This window comes from Pantoea sp. A4 (genome assembly GCF_000295955.2).
In the GTDB taxonomy this organism is placed as follows: Bacteria; Pseudomonadota; Gammaproteobacteria; order Enterobacterales; family Enterobacteriaceae; genus Pantoea; species Pantoea multigeneris.
On sequence record NZ_ALXE01000046.1, the window covers coordinates 60,843 to 80,320 of the forward strand.

Sequence of the window (19,478 nt, forward strand, 5' to 3'; positions counted from 1 at the left end):
GACTTGACTTGGTTATTGACTTTCCTGTAGATTCCAAATGATTCCAGTAAATTCGTGTGTTACTTTTCGCTGGTCCACTCAAGGAGCAGAGAAATGTATACGCCCGCCACTACTTCAACGCCGCATGATGCCATATTCCGGCAGCTACTCTCCTGCGACAAAATTGCCAGGGATTTTATTCAACTACACCTGCCATCAGAGTTTCTTAAAATTTGCCAGTTAGACAGCCTTAAACTGGAATCAGGTTCATTTATCGAAGAGAACCTGCGTGCTTGCAATAGTGATGTTTTGTATAGCCTCAACACCCAATACGGCATGGGATATGTGTATGTGCTGATCGAACATCAAAGTACTGCCGATCCGCATATGGCATTCAGATTAATGCGTTACGCAGTGGCCGTGATGCAACGCCACCTGGATGCCGGAAATACCCGTTTACCGCTGGTCGTGCCTGTTCTCTATTACGCAGGTAAACGTACTCCGTACCCTTATACGAACCGCTGGTTAGACGGTTTTGAGGACCCGGAACTGGCATCCAAAGTCTATAACCGTGATTTTCCGCTGGTCGATGTAACGACAATGCCCGATGCGGAAATCGCGACGCAGCGCAAAATGGCGGCACTGACGTTTCTGCATAAACACGTTCAACAGCGGGATTTAATGCAGGTAATGGATGACTTTGTCGCTATTTTGCAACGCCACCACATCACCGCTACGCATTTTCGTCGATTAATTCAGTACATGCTGAGCACCAGCAGTATCGAAGACGTCGATGCGGTATTAGCAACGTTGGCAGAAAAACTGCCACAACGGAAGGAGACATTAATGACATTAGCGGAGCAGTTAATTGCCAAAGGTGAGAAATTAGGCCTGGTGAAAGGCGAACAATTAGGTCTGGTGAAAGGTGAACGAATCGGTAGTGAGAACCTCATGATCGCTATTGCCCAAAAAATGCTGGATGAAGGTGAGGAGCAAGACCGTATTATTCGATTGACGGGTATTGCTTCGTGCCGGCTGGCTGAAATGATGACTGCTGGTCTGTCAACTGATCAAGGTCATTGAGATGACATTAGCGGAGCAGTTAATTGCCAAAGGTGAGAAATTAGGCCTGATGAAGGGTGAAGAATTAGGTCTGGTGAAAGGTGAACAATTAGGCCTGGTGAAGGGTGAACAATTAGGCCTGATGAAAGGTGAACGAATCGGCAGTCAGAATCTGATGCTGGCTATTGCCCAAAAAATGCTGGATGAAGGTGAGGAGCAAGACCGTATCATTCGGTTAACGGGTATTGATTCTCGCAGTCTGGCGGGGATGGTGGCCGATCGTACGCAGGCCGCGCACGATCGGTAATCAACTAAACGCCATCCAGCGGGATTTATCTTGATTGGGCCGCATGCGGAAATTCACAAAGGTTTCGCATTCATCCAGCGCCAGATAAATATTCATCTTATACAAATGATCCATGCGCTGACCTGGTGTCTTAACAAAGGTATGGCCAGGATAAATCAGCGCATCAGCAGCCAGTCTCTGCTTGAGTTGTTGCACGCTATTGAACAACGTTGTGGCCGCTTCCCGATCCGGGCAGAGCCCCACCCCTTCGGCAAACAGGGTATCACCAGTGAAAACGTTGTGACCTATCTGAAAACAGCTACTGCCGGGCGTGTGACCAGGGGTGATGATCGTTTGAATTGCCATGCCGCCGATTTCAAGCACCTGCTCGTTGAAAAGCTGTAGCTGCTCGGCGTAATAACCCGAATGTTCGGCTTCCTGCTGAGAGAGCCAAATTGGGCAGTGGTATCTATCCGCTAATGGCTGCGCCAGATTAATGTGATCGTCATGGGCGTGAGTCACCAGAATCCCCTGCAAATCAACCTGGCACTGCTGCATAATCTGTTGGATTTTGTCTAACTGCCACGCAGGATCGATAATAACCGCAGCCCGGTTAGCACAATTAATCACCAGATAGCAGTTGTTAATAAATTTCCCCTGAGCCACTTTTATCGTGATGACCTGGATTCCTGCATCCTCACTGGCTGTCATTATAGATTCCCTGTTTTCTTAGAATTCATCACCTGCATGTCTCACATACAGGCAGTTATGCTGTGGCGTGCCCAATTTACTGTTCACCCATGTCTGCTAGCAGGCCGCTGTTTGACAACGGCAGGCTTTACCCTGCGGCTGGGAAGATATCACATCTCCGCTTTATCATCTTGTCGTTGAGCACCGTTCTTCGCACCCGAGGAGAACCCTTTAAACGGTATCATCTTGTTCAGATAAACATCAAACTCATGAGGTTAGATTATCAAAATTAATGAAAAATTTATGTTATTGCTATTAATTTAAACACAACACCCTGATTTTAATCAAAAAAATATCAGCAATGAAAATTAAAAAAACCAATGAAATTAATTGTTTTTGTTATGGAAGGATCGATGTTTATTTAGCCACTCTGCTGTAATTGTCATGACAATTTCCCTTGTAGTAAGGCGTAGTTGCAAAATCTGGCACCATCAGGTAACCACTACCAGGGTCATAACCAGAAGTTGCAGCTGGAGCCGGGCACGTACCCGGCGATTGTCGATCAATATTGGGCAGTCACAATTTTCGCTGCTGCGGCCAGTACATCGCGACGGCTTTTAGCATCAGGCTGAGGTTGTACGAAGAAGGTCGTCAGGATCAACGGAGCCCCTTTTTCACGCCAGATCACCGCAATATCGTTAGTCCCACCGTAATCACACGAGCCAGTTTTATCGCCCACTTGCCAGCCTGAGGGCAACCCTGCGGCTATACTCTGACTCCCGGTCGTATTGCCCTTCATCCACTGTACCAGTTGCTCACGCTGGGGAGCGGCAAGTGCCTTACACAGGGTAAGCTTTTGCAGGCTCTGAGCCATAGATAAAGGCGTGGTAGTATCCCTCGGGTCACCTGGAATGGCGCTGTTAAGCTCAGGTTCTCTTCGATCGAGACGAAAATCCCTGTCACCTGTTTTTTGTGCAAATGCGGTGACCTTTCCTGGTCCCCCAAGATGGTCAAGTATCAGATTCATCGCTGCGTTATCACTGTATTGCAATGTTGCCGCGCTCAACTCGGCCAGCGTCATGCTGCTGCCAACCTGCTTTTCGGTGATGGGGTTGTAGTTCACCAAATCGCTGGCGTTAATGGCCAACCGCTGCTGTAACACCGCGCTGTTCTTTTCGCTTTGCTGGAGTAATGCTGCCACGGCCATGACTTTGCTGGTGCTGCACATCGGGAATCGTTCATTGGCGCGGTAGCGAATTTGGCTGTTATCCGCACTGTCAATCAGCACTACACCCAACCTTCCCCCCGACTGCGTTTCAAGTTGGCGCAGCTGCTGCTGAATTTTCTCAGAGCGGGATTCCGCATGAGAACCACTCACTGCAAGCGCCGTTAGCATCAGGATAAAAACACGAAAATAACCTTTATTTTCAACTCTCAATTCTATGCTTCCTATTCTGTAATATTAGCTAAAGAAATGCGTCATGTATTAGTGTCATAAAAAACGATATAATAGATTAAAATGACAAGTAACGCCCCCGTACAGATCACGTTTGGGGGTTTATTTACAATGATTTAACTCTTTGATCACCTGGCGAAATTGTAATAACGCACGACAGCAATTCACTGCCGGTATAAACAATTAATGAGAACGTATGAAAAAAAGAATTCTTATGCTGGTTGACGGCTTACCAACAGGTAGCGCGGAAAAGGCAGTGTTAACGCTGGCCAGCGGCCTTGTTGCTCTGGGACACCATGTCGCCATTTTTTCACTCCGCAGCGTATGCCACTATACTCTCCCCGAGGGAGTTGTTTATCAGGTAATTACTGACAAGCATCGTTCGTCATGGCTAAACATTAATGAATCTAAACGTCGCGCGCAGCATCTGGACGAGATTATTAGCCGAACGCAGAAATTCGAAGGTGATTATGATTTAGTCATCTCACATTTATATAACAGCGACAAGATCGTGGCACGTTGCCGTTCACTGGACCAAAATAAAGTCTGGTTTTGCCTGCATGAAATGCTCTCGATTTCGTCTGATCTATCGCGTTCAGGCTATTCAGGACGTATTAATAAAAAAAGTATTCAGCGTGTTTATCAGCAGCGTAATATTATCGCAGTGTCACAATCAATCCTGGACGATATTAAACAGACCTATCAAATTGAACCGGCACGCAGCGCGATAATTGGTAATCCTTATAACATCACTGAAATTCAAAGTCAGATGAATGAACCATTCACACCCCCTGAAGAGGCATATCTGCTGCATGTTGGGGGGCTTGATCAGAATAAGCGGCACGATCGTCTGTTAGAAGCGTATGCCCTTTCAGGTGTTACGCTTCCGCTGGTGCTATTAGGGGAAAGTGAAACTGCACAATTGGGCACGCTTAAAGCACAGGCGCAGACGTTAGGCATTGAAGACCGGATAATTTTCCAGGGCTACTGTGCTAACCCCTACCCGTGGATGCGTAAGGCAAAAGCGCTGGTTCAAAGTGTAGACACAGAAGGGTTCGGTGACGCCGCACTGGAAGCCATGTTATGTGGCACCCCCGTGATCAGCACGCGCAGTGCAACGGGGACCGTCGCGTTGCTCAAGGGTGATTTAGAGCGTGGCCTGGCGGAGGCTAATGCACCTGCGCTGGCAGAGAAGATTCGTGAGGTTGTGACAAACCCGCCTGACGTTTCCGCTGTCGATTTCAGCCAGTTTGAGACACAAAAAGTCTGCCAACAGTACCTGGCTCTCAATTAAGCGGGACCGGGCAACACCGCCCGGTGCCTTAGTGCTCAGAGGCTACTCTGAGCGCTGCTTACGTGAAATAACATAAGCTCCAGAATCGATGAGATAGTGTTCTGCATTCTCAATCCGTGCCACCGCCTGCTGGCCATGTTTTGCTACTAACAGGGCTAACAAACATTCCGCAATCCCCATGCCTGACACAATCGAAGGGAAAAATGAGGGCCCGTCCGTATTGAAGTACAGTGAACAAGCGGCTTTCTGAGCCACGGGCGAAACGGGTGAGTCGGTTATAGCAATAATTTTACTGCCCGCTTTAACTGCCGCATTCACCAGCTTCAGTACTTCTCGTGAATAGGGAGAGAAACTGGCAATCAGCACGCAGTCATCTGCCGTGAGTTCACGACTGTAAATTTCACTGCCGCTGGCAAGGCCATCAATCAGCGTGACGCGGGGATTAAACAGGCGGTAAACATAGAACAGTGACCAGGCAATGGGAAAACTGGCGCGGTAACCGCAGATATAAACGTGACGCGCATTATCCAGCAACTCAACCGCCTGCTGCATCGCGGCATGGTTCTCAACTTTGGTGTGTTCCAGGTTACTGGCTTGAGCATTAAAGACCTCATGGTACAGGTCTTGTTTGGTTTCACTATTTACCAGTTTTTCCGCTCTTGATACATATGTATCATTTCTTAACCCTAGTTCATCAATGAACGCATTTTTCAGATCCCCCCAGCCGGGGAAGCCGAGACGCTGTGCCAAACGCATCAGCGTAGCCGGCTGTACTCCTGCACTCACGGCAAAGGTACGCATCGACTCCACAACCAACTGATTGGCATTTTGCAGGGAAAACTCAGCGGCATGTTGAAGTTGAGGCGAAAGTTGGCTGAACTGACTGGTAATTTTGTCACGAAGGTTCATACAAAACAGGTTCTCGGCACAAGGCGGTAAGGTGTTTACCGGCGGAATATGCTGACTTTACCAAAGCTGCGGCGTGGTTAACACCGCTTAAATCCTCGGGTGTTAACTGGACAGGCGAATTTTATCGCCGACCTGCAAAAATTCAGGCACGGGGCCAGTTAAATGCACCGTGCCGGGTAACTCTGCCTGGTTAGCACCGTCAAAGCTCAACGTAACATGTCCTAACCGGGTGAAGTTTGCATTTGCCACCTCACCCACTGCGCTAATTTCTCTCCATTGCTGGCCGATCTGTAACGACCGGCCCGGATATAATGTTTCGCCATCAGGCAGCCTGTTGATCACCACACAATAATCAGCCAGATCCTGAGGGAGCGGTTGGGAAAAAAGTATCACTTTCCCCTCACGCAAAAACTCGGCGACATACTGACCCACGGCGATGATCTCAAAGGGCTGCTTCATTTATTTTTATTCGCCACGGTACGGGAAGAGACAGGATAACCGGGATTCTCTCTGACAACCATTTCGGGTTGCGGCGCTTTAGCCCGCAGGCGCTTATCGAACCAGCCGACCAGCAGCGGTGCCAGCAGCATGGTGATAATGCTGGCTGTCGCCAACTGCGCCGTAGCCGCGTCTACGTAGCTGGCCAGTGAAGGGTCAGCCTGCGCAACCATCGCAGGCGTCAGAGCGGAGTTCGCCGCCGTAGTCCCTAATGCAGCACCCAGTGCCGTTTTCTTTTTCAGGAACAGGTTATAAATAAAATAGAACAGCACGCCGGTTGCCGCTGAGATTAACCCCAGCACCACACCTGAAAGCCCGGCGGTGAAGACGGTGCCAATGCTGGAATTGGCACCAATCGCAAACGACATCAGAATGATCACCAGCGGCTGCGCAGCACTGCACAAGCTTTTGAAACGCTCATCGAGGTTGCCCCACAGCATACCAATCACTAACGGCACCAGCATGGAGAGCAGCGCAGCGAAAGGAATGTTGGCTAATCCACTGACGCCAAGCACCACCATCGTGACAAAAGGGCCATCCTTGATGCAAAAGACTGAGATAGCGCCCGCATCACTGGCATCACCGTAATTGCTACACAGCGCAATATACAATGAACTGTTTGAACTGGTGAGGCAGGCGACGAGTGCCATGGTTGAGATGCCAAAGAAACCCGCTGCGCCGAAGAAATAGCCCGCAGCCCAGACCGCCAAGGCGCCCGCCACACATTTCAGGATCAGCAGTACCGAGCCTTTATACAAGGGTAATCCCGCCTGACGAATATTAATTGAGCTACCGCAGATCAACAGGAAGATGCCCATCATGGCACTGGACCCGACTTTAAATAACGCCGTCGTTGGGCCGCCAAGTGCCAACGCCTGGGGGAAAAAGGTATTAATCAGTATGGCTGCCATCAGAGGAATAATAATTAAGCCACCTGGCACTTTATTCATTTTTTCGAGAATATTAATATTCATAGATTCGCTCGCCTGAAGAAACTGGACATAAGCATCCCCTTACGCGACTTTTCAGCCGCGTAGATAGGTGCTGGAGTGTGGTTATTGCTCTGCTTCGCGATAAATACGACTAATAATAGTGCTGACAATATCTTCCGGTCCGGTAAGCCCTCCTTTGCCTACACAGATCAATCCGTCATAGCGGCCACCGATGATCTTCACCATGTCGGTTTGCGGGATAACGTAGTCAATCATCTCGATGCCACTGGCACCTAACGCTTTGACTACATGGACCATAGTGTCACCGCCAGTCAAATACAGCCCTTTAATCTCATCACCCGTGAGTGCCAGCAATTGCTGCACAATACTGGCCAAACCGTGATTGATATTTTCTGCGGCCTGGCCTGGGTTAAGAGAAAATTTCTCTTCTTCATGGGGTAAATCTAACAGTGTCCCGGTTAATGCAGATTCAAATACAAACAGGGCGTTTTTATTTTGCAACATACTTTGCTGGGCAAACTTTACTACGCGTTCAATTTCAATTCCGGCGGCATGTTGACGGTCAATTAATAATTCAGCATCAACCGGAATATGACAAACACGCCGATCGTGAGCAATTAAATGGCTTAATTGTTTTCGTGTCACCGCAGTCGCACTGCCTGCAATAATCAAAATAGATCCGGATTCAGCCTGTGCACTGTTTTCCTGCTGTGAGACGGAATGTAAATGCCCCATCAGGCCACGCTTTGCCGCCAGACGTTCGGTAAAAGGGCCGGGATCCACCGCCAGGACATTCCAGTTTAATCCGATCACTGCACAGGCAATGGCATCAATGTCGTCCAGCGTAATCGCATCTACCACCACTACCCGGTTGCCCGCCTGCTGCTGCGCCTGTAACGCCGGGACGATTCCTGCTTCTCCCTGTAATACCTGCGCCAGCGCAATATGCCCGACCGAGAATTGGGTTTGTCGCGCCAGCAAACCCGGTATCCAGGACTCTGTGACAGGCGTACGCACATCCCGTGCCACATCAGTACAAGAGAGAGCTACCGAATCAATGACGGAATAGCCTCCCACCAGAATACGTCGCGACTGCGGCATCGCCGGAACCACGATTGCCAGTGTCTCCTGCGGCAGTTGAGCCAGCATGGCATCAATTTCATAGCCAATCCCACCACGTAGCGTGGTATCGATTCTCTTCGTGAAGTAGTGTGCGCCGCGCGCCTTCAGGTTTTGTACCGCTACCGTGACCCGTTGCTGTGCCTCCGCTTTGGGTAAAGGCCGGCTGTCACTGCTGACCACCATCGCCGGATAAACAGCATCATTGGCCGCGAAAGTGTCGCTATCAAAGAAGGCAGCACTTTTTAACCCATTGTGTGCCAGTAAGACGCCGACAGTGGTTGCCCCTGTCAGATCATCTGCCACGATCCCCAGTTTGCCACCCTCACCCTGCGGATAAACCCGCTCGATACTGGCCGGGGTGACACCCGAAACGTAGATATCTTCATGGATAAAGGCGGCTAACGGGCCTGATTTCCCCGTAGGGTGTAGATTGATCGTGGGGATCCCGCGTTTGGGATAGAGCCCACAGCGCAATGTGCCACCACAATCAATCACCATAATGCCAATCTCTTCTGCCGCGGGTTCGCCATGCCTGAAGACATCGACTGATGGCCATCCGGTTAGCTCACACAGGCGATCTACCACGGCTGGACGCTGCCCGCCCGTGATATAGGCAATTTTTTTGGACTGGTTGAGGCTGATGCGGAGTGGCCCGCCCCAACCTTTACCCCCTTTGCCGATCAACAGATAGTTATCCATACACACTCCTTTTAACCTGCGGCAGAGAGGGGGCTTAGTGCTGTTTCATCTTCCAGTAACGCGCAACCACCAGCGTCGATTCCAGCATACTGACCGAGCCCGCGGTGCCGGTCCCGGCGATGTCAAAAGCGGTGCCGTGATCGACCGAGCTGCGCATAAATGGCAGACCGAAGGTAATCGTGATCGATTTTTCGAAATCCAGCGTTTTGCAGGCGATGTGGCCTTGATCGTGATAAAGCGAGAGGATGGCATCGTAACGGCCCTGTTTGCCAAGGTGGAACACCGAGTCTGCCGGGATCGGGCCAATGGCATTAATGCCCAGTTCCTGCGCGGCTTTCACCGCCGGGATCAGGTTGTCCTGTTCTTCATGTCCAAACAGGCCGTTATCTGAAGCGTGTGGATTCAGTGCTGCGACAGCAATCAGCGGATTTTTGATGTTCAGGTCATTGAACTCATGATGGATCTGCTGAACGCAGGCCAATACGTTTTCTTTGTTGGCATAGTCACAGGCCGCTTTGAGTGAAATATGACGGCTGACAAAGAACACACGCAGTTTCTGCACGTGGAACATGGTTAAGCCATAATCAGAACGCGTTTCGACCTGGTAAATTTCGGTATGGCCCGGCAACTTACATCCGGCCAGCTTGATTGCCTCTTTGTGAATCGGGGCGGTAGACACCGCGTCAATCTTCCCTGCCATCCCCAGCTCTATGGATTTCATCACATAGTCCAGCGACATTTTCCCGGCCAGCTGCTGTACTTTTCCCCACTCGATGCTGTCACAGTCATAGTCGCCGGTTTCCAGCACATCCAACGTTCCCCAGGTGAATTTTGCTTCGGCAGGTTCTGAAATTTTGTTGATCGGGAAATCACATTTCAGAATTTTCATCGCCCGCTGGATAATCGGTACAGAACCAATTAAGAATGGCTGGCACTCCTCGTACACACCTTTGTCCATCAACGTGGCGAGTGTAATTTCTGGACCAATCCCTGCTGGGTCGCCAATGGTGACTGCTACTACGGGTTTCTTCTCTGCCAGTGTCATAATTACTCCTGATTAGATCAAACAAATGTTCACATGTTAATCATATGAACATTAGCATAACGGATGTTTACCCCACCATTAAGTGACCAAAATCACAGTTACAACGGAGAAAGCCAGCACGTATTCAAATTGTGACCGAGGCAATAGTTTTGATTAATTGATGAATAGGCAGAGAATATACAGGGCTATGTGGGATGAGAGAGGCTGAATCAGCGCTAACGTTCATTTGTATTATATTTGAACTTTTGATATGAAGCCGAAGCCATTTCTGTGGCTCCGGCTTCATCTTATGCGGGATGAGGCTTCACTTTGATGATCGCCGGAATGTCAGGCTGGCACCGCTTACTGCAAGCAACGCCAGCAGTGTCATCGCGATCACTGGGGTCAATACCCCCCACCAGGCTCGCTCAACATACGGCATGCCTTCAGCCAGTATTCGGCCCCACTCCGGCGACGGTGGTGCAGCCCCCAAGCCAAGGAAACCCAGTGACGTAAGCGTCAGTGCAATACCGGGCACACGCAGCATGGCGTGTCTGAACAGTGGGCCTGCAAGTGCTGGCAGAATATAGAAGTAATCACGCCTTATGGGTCCAATCCCGCTTAACGGCAGCAGTCTGAGCCAGGGTCGTGCACGAATTTCTGCGGCGAGTGCAGTGCTATGTGCGGCCAACGGTGCCCAGGCTATCAGCACCACCGCCAGAACAGCACCACTCTCTCCCGGCCCAAGTAGCGCCACCACCATCATCCCCGCCAGCGTGGTGGGTAGCGCGTTAGCCAGTTCCATCGGACCGCTGAACACACCAGGATAAATGCCTGCAAACATACCGGTGACCAGGCAAATCAGCGCCACGCCGAGCGCCAGTAGACAAGTGTGCAGCGTACCATGGGCCACACGCGCCAACAGATCCCGGCCCATAGCATCTGCGCCGAATGGCAATCCCCAGTCAGGAGCCGCCAGTCGCGTGAAAGCGGTCATCCAGGGGTCACGCGGTAAACCCGCCATCAGTAGGGCAACCAACAGGAACAGCGATATTCCTGCTAACAAGTAGCTGGGATTTGCCTGCTGGGTGGACTCGGGTGTGGAGAAGCTAAAGCTGCGCATCGCCCTGCCAGCCAACACCGATTGCATCAGGCGACAAACGCAGCTGACTGACATAGCGAATAAGAGCAGCAGCAGAATGCCACACTGCAATGCAGGCAGGTCCTGAGCAATCGCCGCGCCTAATGTGGCACGCCCAATACCGGGTATCGCAAAGACCTTCTCAACGGCGATCGCCCCGCCCACCAGGGCCACGATCACCTGACCGAGCACCGGTAACAAGCTGATGAGCCCCCGTTGCCATACTGCACGGATAATTGCCCAGCGCCTTACACCCGCCATACGCCAGGTGATGACCCAGCGCTCACTGAAAGCCGTGCCGATAGCCTCTGCGTACAGACGCCCCAGATATCCCCCTGCGGGTAAACCCAAAGCCAGTGCAGGCAGCACCACATCCCGTGGAGATTGCCAGCCATAGGGGGAAAACCAGGGCTGCCAGACGGCAAACAGCAGCAACAACACGGTTGCGAGAAGAAATTCAGGCAGAGTCGTCAGCAGTACCGCAACAGCGGAGCCAGACACCGGCTGTCGGCCCGCTACACCGCGCCACAGCGCAGGCAGAGACAGCAAGAGTATGACGGCAACCGCCACCAGCAGTGACCAAAACATCAGGGTAAGTGAAACACTGCCCGCGTGCAGCATCCCTGCCATCACGGGTTTGCCAGAGACCCAGGAGACGCCCGCATCCCCCCGGAGCATTCCGCGCGCCCACTGCAATAACAATGCGAACGGCCCCTGATCCAGCCCCCATGCCGTGCGAATGGCTGCCAGGGTTTCCACACTGGCTTCCTGCTCCCCCGAACGCGCACGCAGCAAAGCTAATGCAGGATCGCGACCCGACAGCCAGGGTAACAATGCAATCAGCAGCAAAATGCCCACAGCTGAAATCCCACGGGATAACCAGGCGATAGCTGACATCAGTTACTCCGCCTGAATACGTGTTTGACTGTCTATCAGACTGCGCTCACGCGGGTCACGGATAGCCGCGATAACCCGCTGACGCTCCCCCTGAATCACGCGCTCATGCAGCATCGGAATGGCGGCATCTGTCGCCAGAATCATATTTTCCAGCTGCATAATCGCCACACGGCGTTCATGACCCGCCGGGATCCCTGCGGCTTGCTTCAGTGCCGCGTCTATCGCTGGCTGACACAACTGAGCAATGTTAAAGGATCCATCGCAGGCGAAATCGCTGTACAGGTAAGCCAGCGGATCGCCCGAATCCAGCACGGTGGCGCGGGAGAGGATAAAGGCATCAAATTTTCCCGCCAGCGCATCTGACTCAATCTGCGAATACTCGCGGACCACCTGCTTAACGCTAAAACCCGCAGCAGTCAGTTGCTGTGCCAGATAGACCGCGACTTCAGGCAGCTCGGTACGATCGCTAAAGGTTGCCAGCGTAATTTGCTGGCCCGAAATAGCCGCGGGTTGTACCCGATTGATCGGGGGTGTACGCAGTTCCGCTGCCCAAGGCAGCGCCGGCCCTAGCAATCCTTGGGCAATATCTGCGCGTTTTTCATAGACGTTGTCCACAATTTGCTGTCGATTGATGGCACTGCGGATCGCCGCACGTATAGCCGGATCCTGTGTAATACCGGTGCGCGTATTGAGATACAGGGTATTGGTGCGCGGCATGGGTACTTCATGAACCCGCTCAGGATCGAGCAGCGGAGCCTGTGCGACGGGAATCGCTTCCACAATATCTGCCTTGCCGCTGCGCAATGCTGCTGCACGTGCGGTGCCATCAGGCACAAAACTGACATCAATCCCGCTGGCGGAAGCTTTTTCGCCCCAATAGTCCGCAAACCGCTCCAGGGTTGCGCTGCTCGTGCCTTCCACATGGGTCAATACATAAGGTCCGCTGCCATGATTCACCGGATCAACCCCATGACCACTGCCGTAGGCCAGAGGGGAAAGAATCGCCAGCTGCGGGCTGGAGAGACGCTGAGGTAACAGCGGGTCTGGCTGCTGGGTGGTAATTGACAAGGTATATTCACCCTCTGTCGCCATTTGCCACTTCACCCCATCCAGAATACGCGGCTTAGGAGCGGCACTGTTCGCCGCCTTCAGCGCATTCACCACCGCCGCTGCATTGAGCACTTGCCCGTCGTGAAACTTTACGCCCTGCCGCAAAATTACCTGCCAACGCGTGGCGGTAATCTGCTGCCAACTGAGCGCCAGTGCGGGTTGGGCCTCCCCGACACTGTTCAACGTGACCAGCGTTTCCGCCGTGCGCCAGCGGGAGAGCTTAAAAGCGTCATCACTGAGTGGCGTCAGCCCCGATCGTGGCGGCTGTAGCATCGCCACCCGGATGCGATCGTTTTGAACATCGGTCACCGCCGGGTTGCTGTCATCAAAACAGCCCGTCAGTAGCCATGTAGCCCCCATTAGCGCAGCAAATGAGGCGAAATAACCGGTCTTAGTCATCTTTTTCCCTTGGTAGAGATGTAAAAGCCCCGCCTCTGCATGCAGCGGTGAGGAAAATAACATCCATTTTTTGATTAAATGTTGAGTTGAGGGACGGCCTGAAGCAGTCGGCGGGTATAAGCCTGATGCGGTTGGTTCAGCACCTGTTGTACCGGGCGATCTTCAATAATTTCGCCTTGTTGCATTACCAGCAGACGGTCACAGAGATCGGCAGCCAGCGTAATATCATGGCTAACGACCAGCATTCCCATCTTACGGCTGTCACTGATGCGTATCAGCAGTGCCGTCATGGCCTCACGCAGCGGCAAGTCCAGCCCGCTTACCGGTTCATCCGCGAGTAAAAAATCAGGTTCCACGATCAACGCTCTGGCCAACGCCACCCGCTGGGCCTGCCCGCCGGAGAGCTCAGCGGGACGTTTTTCCAGCACGCGCAGGCTAAGTTCAACCTGATCAAGCGTCTGACTTACATGATGCTGGTTTGCCTTGATGCCTGTAAGCCGTAACAGCGGTTCTGCCAGCAATTGTTCAACGCTCAATCGAGGTGCCAGCGCGTTAAGTGGATCCTGTGGAACGTATTGCACACGCCGCCAGTAGCGCTGGAGATCCCTGCGAGGCCGGACCTTAATCTCACGGCCCTCACAACGTAACGAGCCACTTTGCGGCGCTTGTAACGCCAGTAAAATCTGCAATAAGGTGGTTTTACCGCAGCCAGACCCCCCTACCAAACCGACTCGCTGGTGTTGTTCTAGCGCCAGCGAAAGCCCCTGAAACAGGGCCGGACAGGCACAGCCGTAATGCTGGCGCGGTGGGTGGTAATGCAGGTTTTCCAGCTGCAGGAAGGGAAGTTCATTATGCATTGTCATTACCCCGCCAGCGCGACTGGCGGCTGTAACCGCTGGCAACTGCGGCGGGCGGATGCCACCAGAGCCTGAGTGTAAGGATGCTGAGGCGTGTGAAGTAACTGCCGCATACTGCCCTGTTCGACAATACGCCCCTGCTGCATCACCAGACCACGCTGGCAAAGCTGCGCAGCAATCGCTATATCATGGGTGATGAACAACAGTGTGAGTGGCGTGAACTGCTGTAATTGCTGTAGAACCTGTTGCTGCGTCAAAACATCGAGAGCCGTTGTGGGCTCATCAGCGACCAGCAGCGTTGCCCGACTTAACAGCGCAAACGCGAGGCAAACCCGTTGCCGCTGCCCACCGGAAAGTTCCCCCGGATAACGACTCAGCAAATGAGGAATGTCATCCAGCTTCATTTTTTGTAGGGTCTGCTGAAGAGCGGCTTTATCCCGTGTGGCCAGCACTAACGCAAACTGCTGGCCAATTTTGACCAGAGGATTTAGCGCCGTGGTGCTGTCTTGTGACATGCAGGCCACCCGGCTACGTGCGGTGCGCTGCATGGCATTACGGTTGAGTATCTCTTCATCCAGCAGGGAAATTTCACCCTTGCTCACGGCGGTTGCAGGCAAGAAACCGGCAATCGCACGCGCGGTTAACGATTTTCCCGACCCGGAAGCGCCGAGCAAACACACCCTCTCTCCTGCATACAGCTGAAAGCTCAGGTTATGAATTACGGTTTCGCCCTTTAGCGCAACAGATAGCTGCTGGACCTTGAGCAAAGGAAGAACAGGATGAGTTTTAACAGCCATAACGCAGTACACCACCGGAGTTAAGTTATGTGATAACATAACAAAATGAATCAGGGTAATGCAAAATGTTTCAACACCGTTTCGCACTTGCCTGGTTTTGTAAAGTCTTACAGCCTGAGGACATACTTTCTTAAGCCTTAATCAACCCTGTTACCAAACGCCAGGCTGTACATCCCCCTAAGATGAGTTAACAATGCACGTTGAATTTTTCTCGCTATACCCACTGCAATTCACAAGGATTTAATTATGTCGGTGAGACAACAACTTCTCGCAATTACCCTCGGTGCTGCTTTACTGCCAATGCTGGCTGTTGCTGCGGATAGCACCCCGGCTTTCACACCAGAACAGGAAGCCCGCATCGGTCAAATCGCCTCTGACTATCTGGTGGCACACCCAGAAGTGTTGCTTCAGGCAAGCCAGAAATTGCAGCAGTTGCAAGAACAACAGCAGATGGGCGCGATGACAGAAGCCGTTATTCAAAATCAGGCTGCGCTGGTTAACGACAAAAACACCCCGACCTACGGTCCGGCAAATGCGAAAGTCGCTGTGGTTGAATTCTTTGATTATCAATGCATCTACTGTAGTCGCCTTGCACCCGTGATGGAGCAGGTGGTGAAAGAGAGTCCAACAACGCGCTTTGTGTTCAAAGAGTGGCCAATCTTCGGCGATCGTTGGGAAAACTCATTAGTCGCAGCGCAAACCGGATTGCAGGTTTACCAGCAGAAAGGGGCTGAGGCTTACCTCACCTACCACAACGGTATCTATGCCACCGGCCACAATGAAGGCAAGCTGACTCAGGATGATATTACTCAGGCAGCTAAAAAGGTGAAATTTGATGCCAGTAAAGCCACTGATACCCAGCCCGTGCTGGTGGAGATCAATAAGCTGGCTCAACAGATTGGGCTGAGCGGCACGCCTGGTTTGATTGTATTACCGACTTCCGGTGCAAACGCCCAGAACACCACCGTTTTCCCTGGCCTTGCCAGCAAACAAGCGATTGAAGCCGCCATTAAGAAAGCGGCTGGCGGCTAATTTCCTTATTTCCGGTCTGAAAACCTGCGCTTAGGTGCAGGTTTTATCATTGAATCCTCTTTATGTTCTGTACAGTTATTTTTATCCAATCACTTATCTCAGAATAAAATTTTTATACCCCCGAACTTTCAAAAAACAGTCGAAACTAAACTCAGGCAATATGATTTGACACCGTCAACTCTTGGGCCTTTATTTTTAATAAAGTAAAATATAAAACCTAAAATTAAATGCGTGGGTAGCAGTCCGACAATAAACCTTTAGCCTCACAGCCATAAATGAGGCAAGAACTGCGATCGCGAAAAAACAACCAGGAAATTTATGCCAACAATTCCATCTACTGCATTTTCAATTGTCCCGTTGCCTAATTCACTTAACCTCCAACCCAATGTAACGCCGCTCATCAGTAATCTGCACTATGCAGCAGCTGATACTATCAATGAAGTCAGCGAAAAAATCAGCAGCATTGGCATACCCAGCCCGAGAACACAAAGGGTCAAGGATGCTAAAACCTTCTATGCACTCACCATTGGGATTGAACAGGCACGTGTGAAAACAGGTCTTCAGCAGGCCGCGCATGACTACGCTAAAAAGATATTAATTCAGTTAAATAAACCAAATCTTGATCCCGATAGCGTTTATTTGAACCGTTTTTCTGATAGCGTCAGTGATTCGCGTTCCTTCACCGGCTGGCAACATAACAATCCCCCTGATAGTAGTTATAGCCTGACAGAAGTGGTCATGCGGAACTTTCTTCCCGGTGAGGTTGAGTTTGGTAAAATTTCTGGTATGGACCTGTATAGCGGCATTTATCATACGGGAAAAAATAGCACCCAAGGTTACAATGCAAAGAATGAAGTTCAGTTATTACCATCAGAGTTCATGAATAAACTCGAAGCAAGCGATTTTTCGCGAGCTTATAAAAAAAGTTGTGCTGATTTCTGGCACAAATACAGCAATGATTCTCGTGTCATCGCAAAAGCTGTATTTATCACGGCGGCAGATAATGCGCGTAACAGTGGTAACCTGAGTGAAGCGGGTTACCGTTTAGTGACCAGGTCAGCGTCCCCCGACCTGATGCTGTCAAATATCCACGCTGATGACGCTGGTCACGCACTGTCGCTCAAAGACTTACAACCCCGAAATCCACTAAAAGGTGCAGTGCGCCCCCTTGATGTCTATGGTTATCCGTCTAACTTGCTGATTTTCAGCGATCCAAATCAGGCACAGGGCCGTGGTAAACAAGTGCTATATAGCCCTGTCACCCACCAGTTACATGAATTCGACAGTAAAAATGCACTTTGTCAGTGGCTGGTGGACCAGGCTAAAGATGCCAAAAAACGTGAAGCGTTGCTGCAACACTGGACACTATACAACCAGCAGGATGGCAACACTTATGCCGGGGTAAAAAAGGTATTAGAAGGTATTGATACAGGCGATACGTCCTGGCGGCCCCAAACGAAACCGTATAAATATTTGCTGACTAAAGATAAACCGTTAAATGAGGATGTGTTTACTCACATCGTCAAACAGGCTAAAGCCGATCAGGCTTCGAATGCTGACATGCTGGTCACTTCGAATGCGCAAGTACAGGAAGCGATCTACCTCGACGAACTCAAAACAGCAGAAAACATCCTGTTGCCCTTAGCGGTACTGGGACCCGAACTGTTTGCTATACCTGCTGCTATCGACGCGGGCGCTGAAACGGCAATTGGCCTGCACGATATGACTGACAATGCGAGGACCGCCGACCGTAAACAGGGGATTGCCACAACCCTGACTGGCTTAATCGACGGTGTGTTCTCTCTCGGATCGGAAATCCCGGTTTCCAGAGATATTCCTGAATTATGGGAGGTGAATTTTGACAATATCGATCATGATGCCATTGGCGATAAGTTTAAAGTTGAAGATGCTAACGATATTGAGTTGCAGCCAATGTCCAGCCCGGCAATGCCGCAGAGTCGTAACCCTAAACTGGATTTAACTGGCGCAGTAAATCAGGCGGATACCATAACCAGTACCGCCAATGCTGGCAGTATCTGGACGCTTCCCGATGGGCAAAATTTCTTTGTTAAAAAGCCGATAACGTACCTGATGAAAGGAGAAGAAATTGGCACTAAGTTTCAACTGGCTTTTGTAGGCATGCCTGACGCGGATGAACTGCGTTTCTTTGCGCAGAGAGAGGTTGCAGCAACCCGACAAACGGCCTTGCAGGCCTTACATGAGAATGTCACCCCTGAAGCGTTTATTGGCACAAAAACATCCGCGGCAGGCATAGAAGAAAGCTTTGTCGCAACCAAAGCGCTCAACAATTTCCGTGAGCTGGGTGAGATTCTGGTCGACAGCACCTTCGTGGAGGACCAGTTAGCCGTCAGCAAGTTAAGTGCTCAAGGAAAAACCGCGCTGCAAGGGAAAATTACCGAGTTGCGCCAACTGCAAACACAGTTCGATGAACTCAAAGCCAACGATCCACAATGGTACACCTCACAAGATGATGCCCTGAAAGAGTCAATCGCCAGAATGCGGGAACTGCGCACCGAAGTCGTCAACGAACTTTTGCCCGACAGGCTACAACGTCAACTGCTGGCTCACGTTATGAATGACCAGGTCATCGGCGAGCTGGATACCGTTAACACCTGGGGACAGAACGTGGGCTTCGCGAAGTCGACAACCGGCGATTGGCAGATGGTTGCTCTCGATCGCGGGGCTTCCTATGACGTCGGATTTTGGGGAACCGCGAAAGATCTGGATGGCTTTAGCACGGCGAAAGGCCAACGCTCGTTTATTCTGCAGTCAGCGAGCGAAGATATTTACACTCGCCAAAGCGCAAAATACTCCGGTCCGTTACCACAGCTGGGTAAAGACCTGTCCAACTTCCCTTACCCGGAGGATGTGGCCACCATTGCTGGAGCTGGTCAAAATGAAGCCATTCGCAAAGAAACCCTCAACATGCTGGCCTATCAGGATATGTTGTTAGAAGGCCGCGGCGGTGCCGATAGTGCGTTTAATCAGAACTTTGAAATTCTTTCTGACCCGCCAACGGAGCGACTGAAAGGGAACGGTTTGATGACAAAAGATGCGGTGATTGCGGCCGATAAATTACGCCGGGATGCACGTATCGCGCAAGCGGGTGGTGAAGATGCCGTGTTGCAATGGGCAAAAGAGCATCCGCTTGAAGCCGGAAATATAAAACAGCTGGCCAATGCAAAAAGGACCCATATGGAACTTAACCGCATTGCCTGACAGAATCAGGCGAGCAGCCGCTCGCCTGATTTC

16 protein-coding genes are annotated in these 19,478 nt (G+C 51.2%); 5 read left to right on the plus strand and 11 right to left on the minus strand.

Features of this window, described 5'->3' with window-relative positions; genetic code table 11:
- Positions 1-93: 93 nt before the first annotated feature.
- Complete coding sequence (locus B880_RS25265) at positions 94-1,062, plus strand: Rpn family recombination-promoting nuclease/putative transposase (RefSeq protein ID WP_017349116.1); 969 nt, start codon at positions 94-96, stop codon at positions 1,060-1,062.
- A gap of 1 nt (position 1,063) precedes the next feature.
- Positions 1,064-1,348: a hypothetical protein gene (locus B880_RS0119380; RefSeq protein WP_017349117.1), complete on the plus strand. Its 285-nt coding sequence runs from the start codon at positions 1,064-1,066 to the stop codon at positions 1,346-1,348.
- Here B880_RS0119380 and B880_RS0119385 read toward each other — a convergent pair whose 3' ends face one another.
- Both B880_RS0119385 and bla read right to left on the minus strand, forming a co-directional pair.
- Positions 1,349-2,038: an MBL fold metallo-hydrolase gene (locus tag B880_RS0119385; RefSeq protein ID WP_017349118.1), complete on the minus strand. Its 690-nt coding sequence runs from the start codon at positions 2,036-2,038 to the stop codon at positions 1,349-1,351.
- 541 nt (positions 2,039-2,579) lie between these two features.
- On the minus strand, positions 2,580-3,413 hold the full coding sequence (gene bla / locus B880_RS0119390) for a class A beta-lactamase (protein WP_051005717.1): 834 nt from the start codon (positions 3,411-3,413) through the stop codon (positions 2,580-2,582).
- A 256-nt stretch (positions 3,414-3,669) separates the two neighbouring features.
- Here bla and B880_RS0119395 point away from each other — a divergent pair, with 256 nt between their 5' ends.
- Positions 3,670-4,767 (plus strand): glycosyltransferase, encoded by a 1,098-nt coding sequence (locus B880_RS0119395; RefSeq protein ID WP_157060590.1) that lies wholly within the window; start codon positions 3,670-3,672, stop codon positions 4,765-4,767.
- Between the two features lie 42 nt (positions 4,768-4,809).
- On the opposite strand, the gene B880_RS0119400 is transcribed toward B880_RS0119395, so the two are convergent.
- The 9 genes from B880_RS0119400 to B880_RS0119440 all read right to left on the minus strand — a co-directional run bounded on the left by B880_RS0119400 (position 4,810) and on the right by B880_RS0119440 (position 15,173).
- Positions 4,810-5,676, minus strand: a complete 867-nt coding sequence (locus tag B880_RS0119400; RefSeq protein ID WP_017349121.1) for a MurR/RpiR family transcriptional regulator — start codon at positions 5,674-5,676, stop codon at positions 4,810-4,812.
- 102 nt (positions 5,677-5,778) lie between these two features.
- A complete protein-coding gene (locus B880_RS0119405) occupies positions 5,779-6,135 on the minus strand; it encodes a PTS glucitol/sorbitol transporter subunit IIA (protein ID WP_017349122.1) in 357 nt (118 codons plus the stop codon).
- Entirely contained in the window at positions 6,132-7,148 is a 1,017-nt protein-coding gene (locus B880_RS0119410; RefSeq protein ID WP_017349123.1) for a 2-keto-3-deoxygluconate permease, read from the minus strand. The genes B880_RS0119405 and B880_RS0119410 overlap by 4 nt, the downstream gene beginning before the upstream one ends.
- Positions 7,149-7,229: 81 nt before the next feature.
- The gene (locus B880_RS0119415) at positions 7,230-8,948 is read right to left on the minus strand and encodes a four-carbon acid sugar kinase family protein (protein WP_017349124.1); all 1,719 of its coding nucleotides are present in this window, start codon (positions 8,946-8,948) and stop codon (positions 7,230-7,232) included.
- A 34-nt stretch (positions 8,949-8,982) separates the two neighbouring features.
- Positions 8,983-9,993, minus strand: a complete 1,011-nt coding sequence (pdxA, locus tag B880_RS0119420) for a 4-hydroxythreonine-4-phosphate dehydrogenase PdxA (RefSeq protein ID WP_017349125.1) — start codon at positions 9,991-9,993, stop codon at positions 8,983-8,985.
- A gap of 304 nt (positions 9,994-10,297) precedes the next feature.
- A complete protein-coding gene (locus B880_RS0119425; RefSeq protein ID WP_017349126.1) occupies positions 10,298-12,010 on the minus strand; it encodes an ABC transporter permease subunit in 1,713 nt (570 codons plus the stop codon).
- 3 nt (positions 12,011-12,013) lie between these two features.
- Positions 12,014-13,519, minus strand: a complete 1,506-nt coding sequence (locus tag B880_RS0119430) for an ABC transporter substrate-binding protein (protein ID WP_017349127.1) — start codon at positions 13,517-13,519, stop codon at positions 12,014-12,016.
- A 74-nt stretch (positions 13,520-13,593) separates the two neighbouring features.
- Entirely contained in the window at positions 13,594-14,382 is a 789-nt protein-coding gene (locus B880_RS0119435; protein WP_017349128.1) for an ATP-binding cassette domain-containing protein, read from the minus strand.
- Entirely contained in the window at positions 14,382-15,173 is a 792-nt protein-coding gene (locus B880_RS0119440; RefSeq protein WP_237761030.1) for an ATP-binding cassette domain-containing protein, read from the minus strand. Before B880_RS0119440 ends, B880_RS0119435 begins: the two co-directional genes overlap by 1 nt.
- A 246-nt stretch (positions 15,174-15,419) precedes the next feature.
- Here B880_RS0119440 and B880_RS0119445 point away from each other — a divergent pair, with 246 nt between their 5' ends.
- A complete protein-coding gene (locus tag B880_RS0119445; RefSeq protein WP_017349130.1) occupies positions 15,420-16,205 on the plus strand; it encodes a DsbA family protein in 786 nt (261 codons plus the stop codon).
- A 318-nt stretch (positions 16,206-16,523) separates the two neighbouring features.
- Positions 16,524-19,445, plus strand: coding sequence for a dermonecrotic toxin domain-containing protein (locus tag B880_RS0119450; RefSeq protein WP_017349131.1), 2,922 nt, complete (start codon positions 16,524-16,526; stop codon positions 19,443-19,445).
- Positions 19,446-19,478 lie beyond the last annotated feature (33 nt).

Excerpts from the sequence above, each read along its gene's own strand:
- B880_RS0119380 (WP_017349117.1), top strand. The coding sequence starts at position 1,064 with ATGACATTAGCGGAGCAGTTAATTGCCAAAGGTGAGAAATTAGGCCTG.
- B880_RS0119440 (WP_237761030.1), bottom strand. The coding sequence starts at position 15,173 with ATGGCTGTTAAAACTCATCCTGTTCTTCCTTTGCTCAAGGTCCAGCAG.
- B880_RS0119425 (WP_017349126.1), bottom strand. The coding sequence starts at position 12,010 with ATGTCAGCTATCGCCTGGTTATCCCGTGGGATTTCAGCTGTGGGCATT.
- B880_RS0119385 (WP_017349118.1), bottom strand. The coding sequence starts at position 2,038 with ATGACAGCCAGTGAGGATGCAGGAATCCAGGTCATCACGATAAAAGTG.
- pdxA (WP_017349125.1), bottom strand. The coding sequence starts at position 9,993 with ATGACACTGGCAGAGAAGAAACCCGTAGTAGCAGTCACCATTGGCGAC.
- bla (WP_051005717.1), bottom strand. The coding sequence starts at position 3,413 with ATGCTAACGGCGCTTGCAGTGAGTGGTTCTCATGCGGAATCCCGCTCT.
- B880_RS0119435 (WP_017349128.1), bottom strand. The coding sequence starts at position 14,382 with ATGACAATGCATAATGAACTTCCCTTCCTGCAGCTGGAAAACCTGCAT.
- B880_RS0119400 (WP_017349121.1), bottom strand. The coding sequence starts at position 5,676 with ATGAACCTTCGTGACAAAATTACCAGTCAGTTCAGCCAACTTTCGCCT.
- B880_RS25265 (WP_017349116.1), top strand. The coding sequence starts at position 94 with ATGTATACGCCCGCCACTACTTCAACGCCGCATGATGCCATATTCCGG.
- B880_RS0119405 (WP_017349122.1), bottom strand. The coding sequence starts at position 6,135 with ATGAAGCAGCCCTTTGAGATCATCGCCGTGGGTCAGTATGTCGCCGAG.
- B880_RS0119395 (WP_157060590.1), top strand. The coding sequence starts at position 3,670 with ATGAAAAAAAGAATTCTTATGCTGGTTGACGGCTTACCAACAGGTAGC.
- B880_RS0119430 (WP_017349127.1), bottom strand. The coding sequence starts at position 13,519 with ATGACTAAGACCGGTTATTTCGCCTCATTTGCTGCGCTAATGGGGGCT.
- B880_RS0119415 (WP_017349124.1), bottom strand. The coding sequence starts at position 8,948 with ATGGATAACTATCTGTTGATCGGCAAAGGGGGTAAAGGTTGGGGCGGG.
- B880_RS0119445 (WP_017349130.1), top strand. The coding sequence starts at position 15,420 with ATGTCGGTGAGACAACAACTTCTCGCAATTACCCTCGGTGCTGCTTTA.
- B880_RS0119450 (WP_017349131.1), top strand. The coding sequence starts at position 16,524 with ATGCCAACAATTCCATCTACTGCATTTTCAATTGTCCCGTTGCCTAAT.
- B880_RS0119410 (WP_017349123.1), bottom strand. The coding sequence starts at position 7,148 with ATGAATATTAATATTCTCGAAAAAATGAATAAAGTGCCAGGTGGCTTA.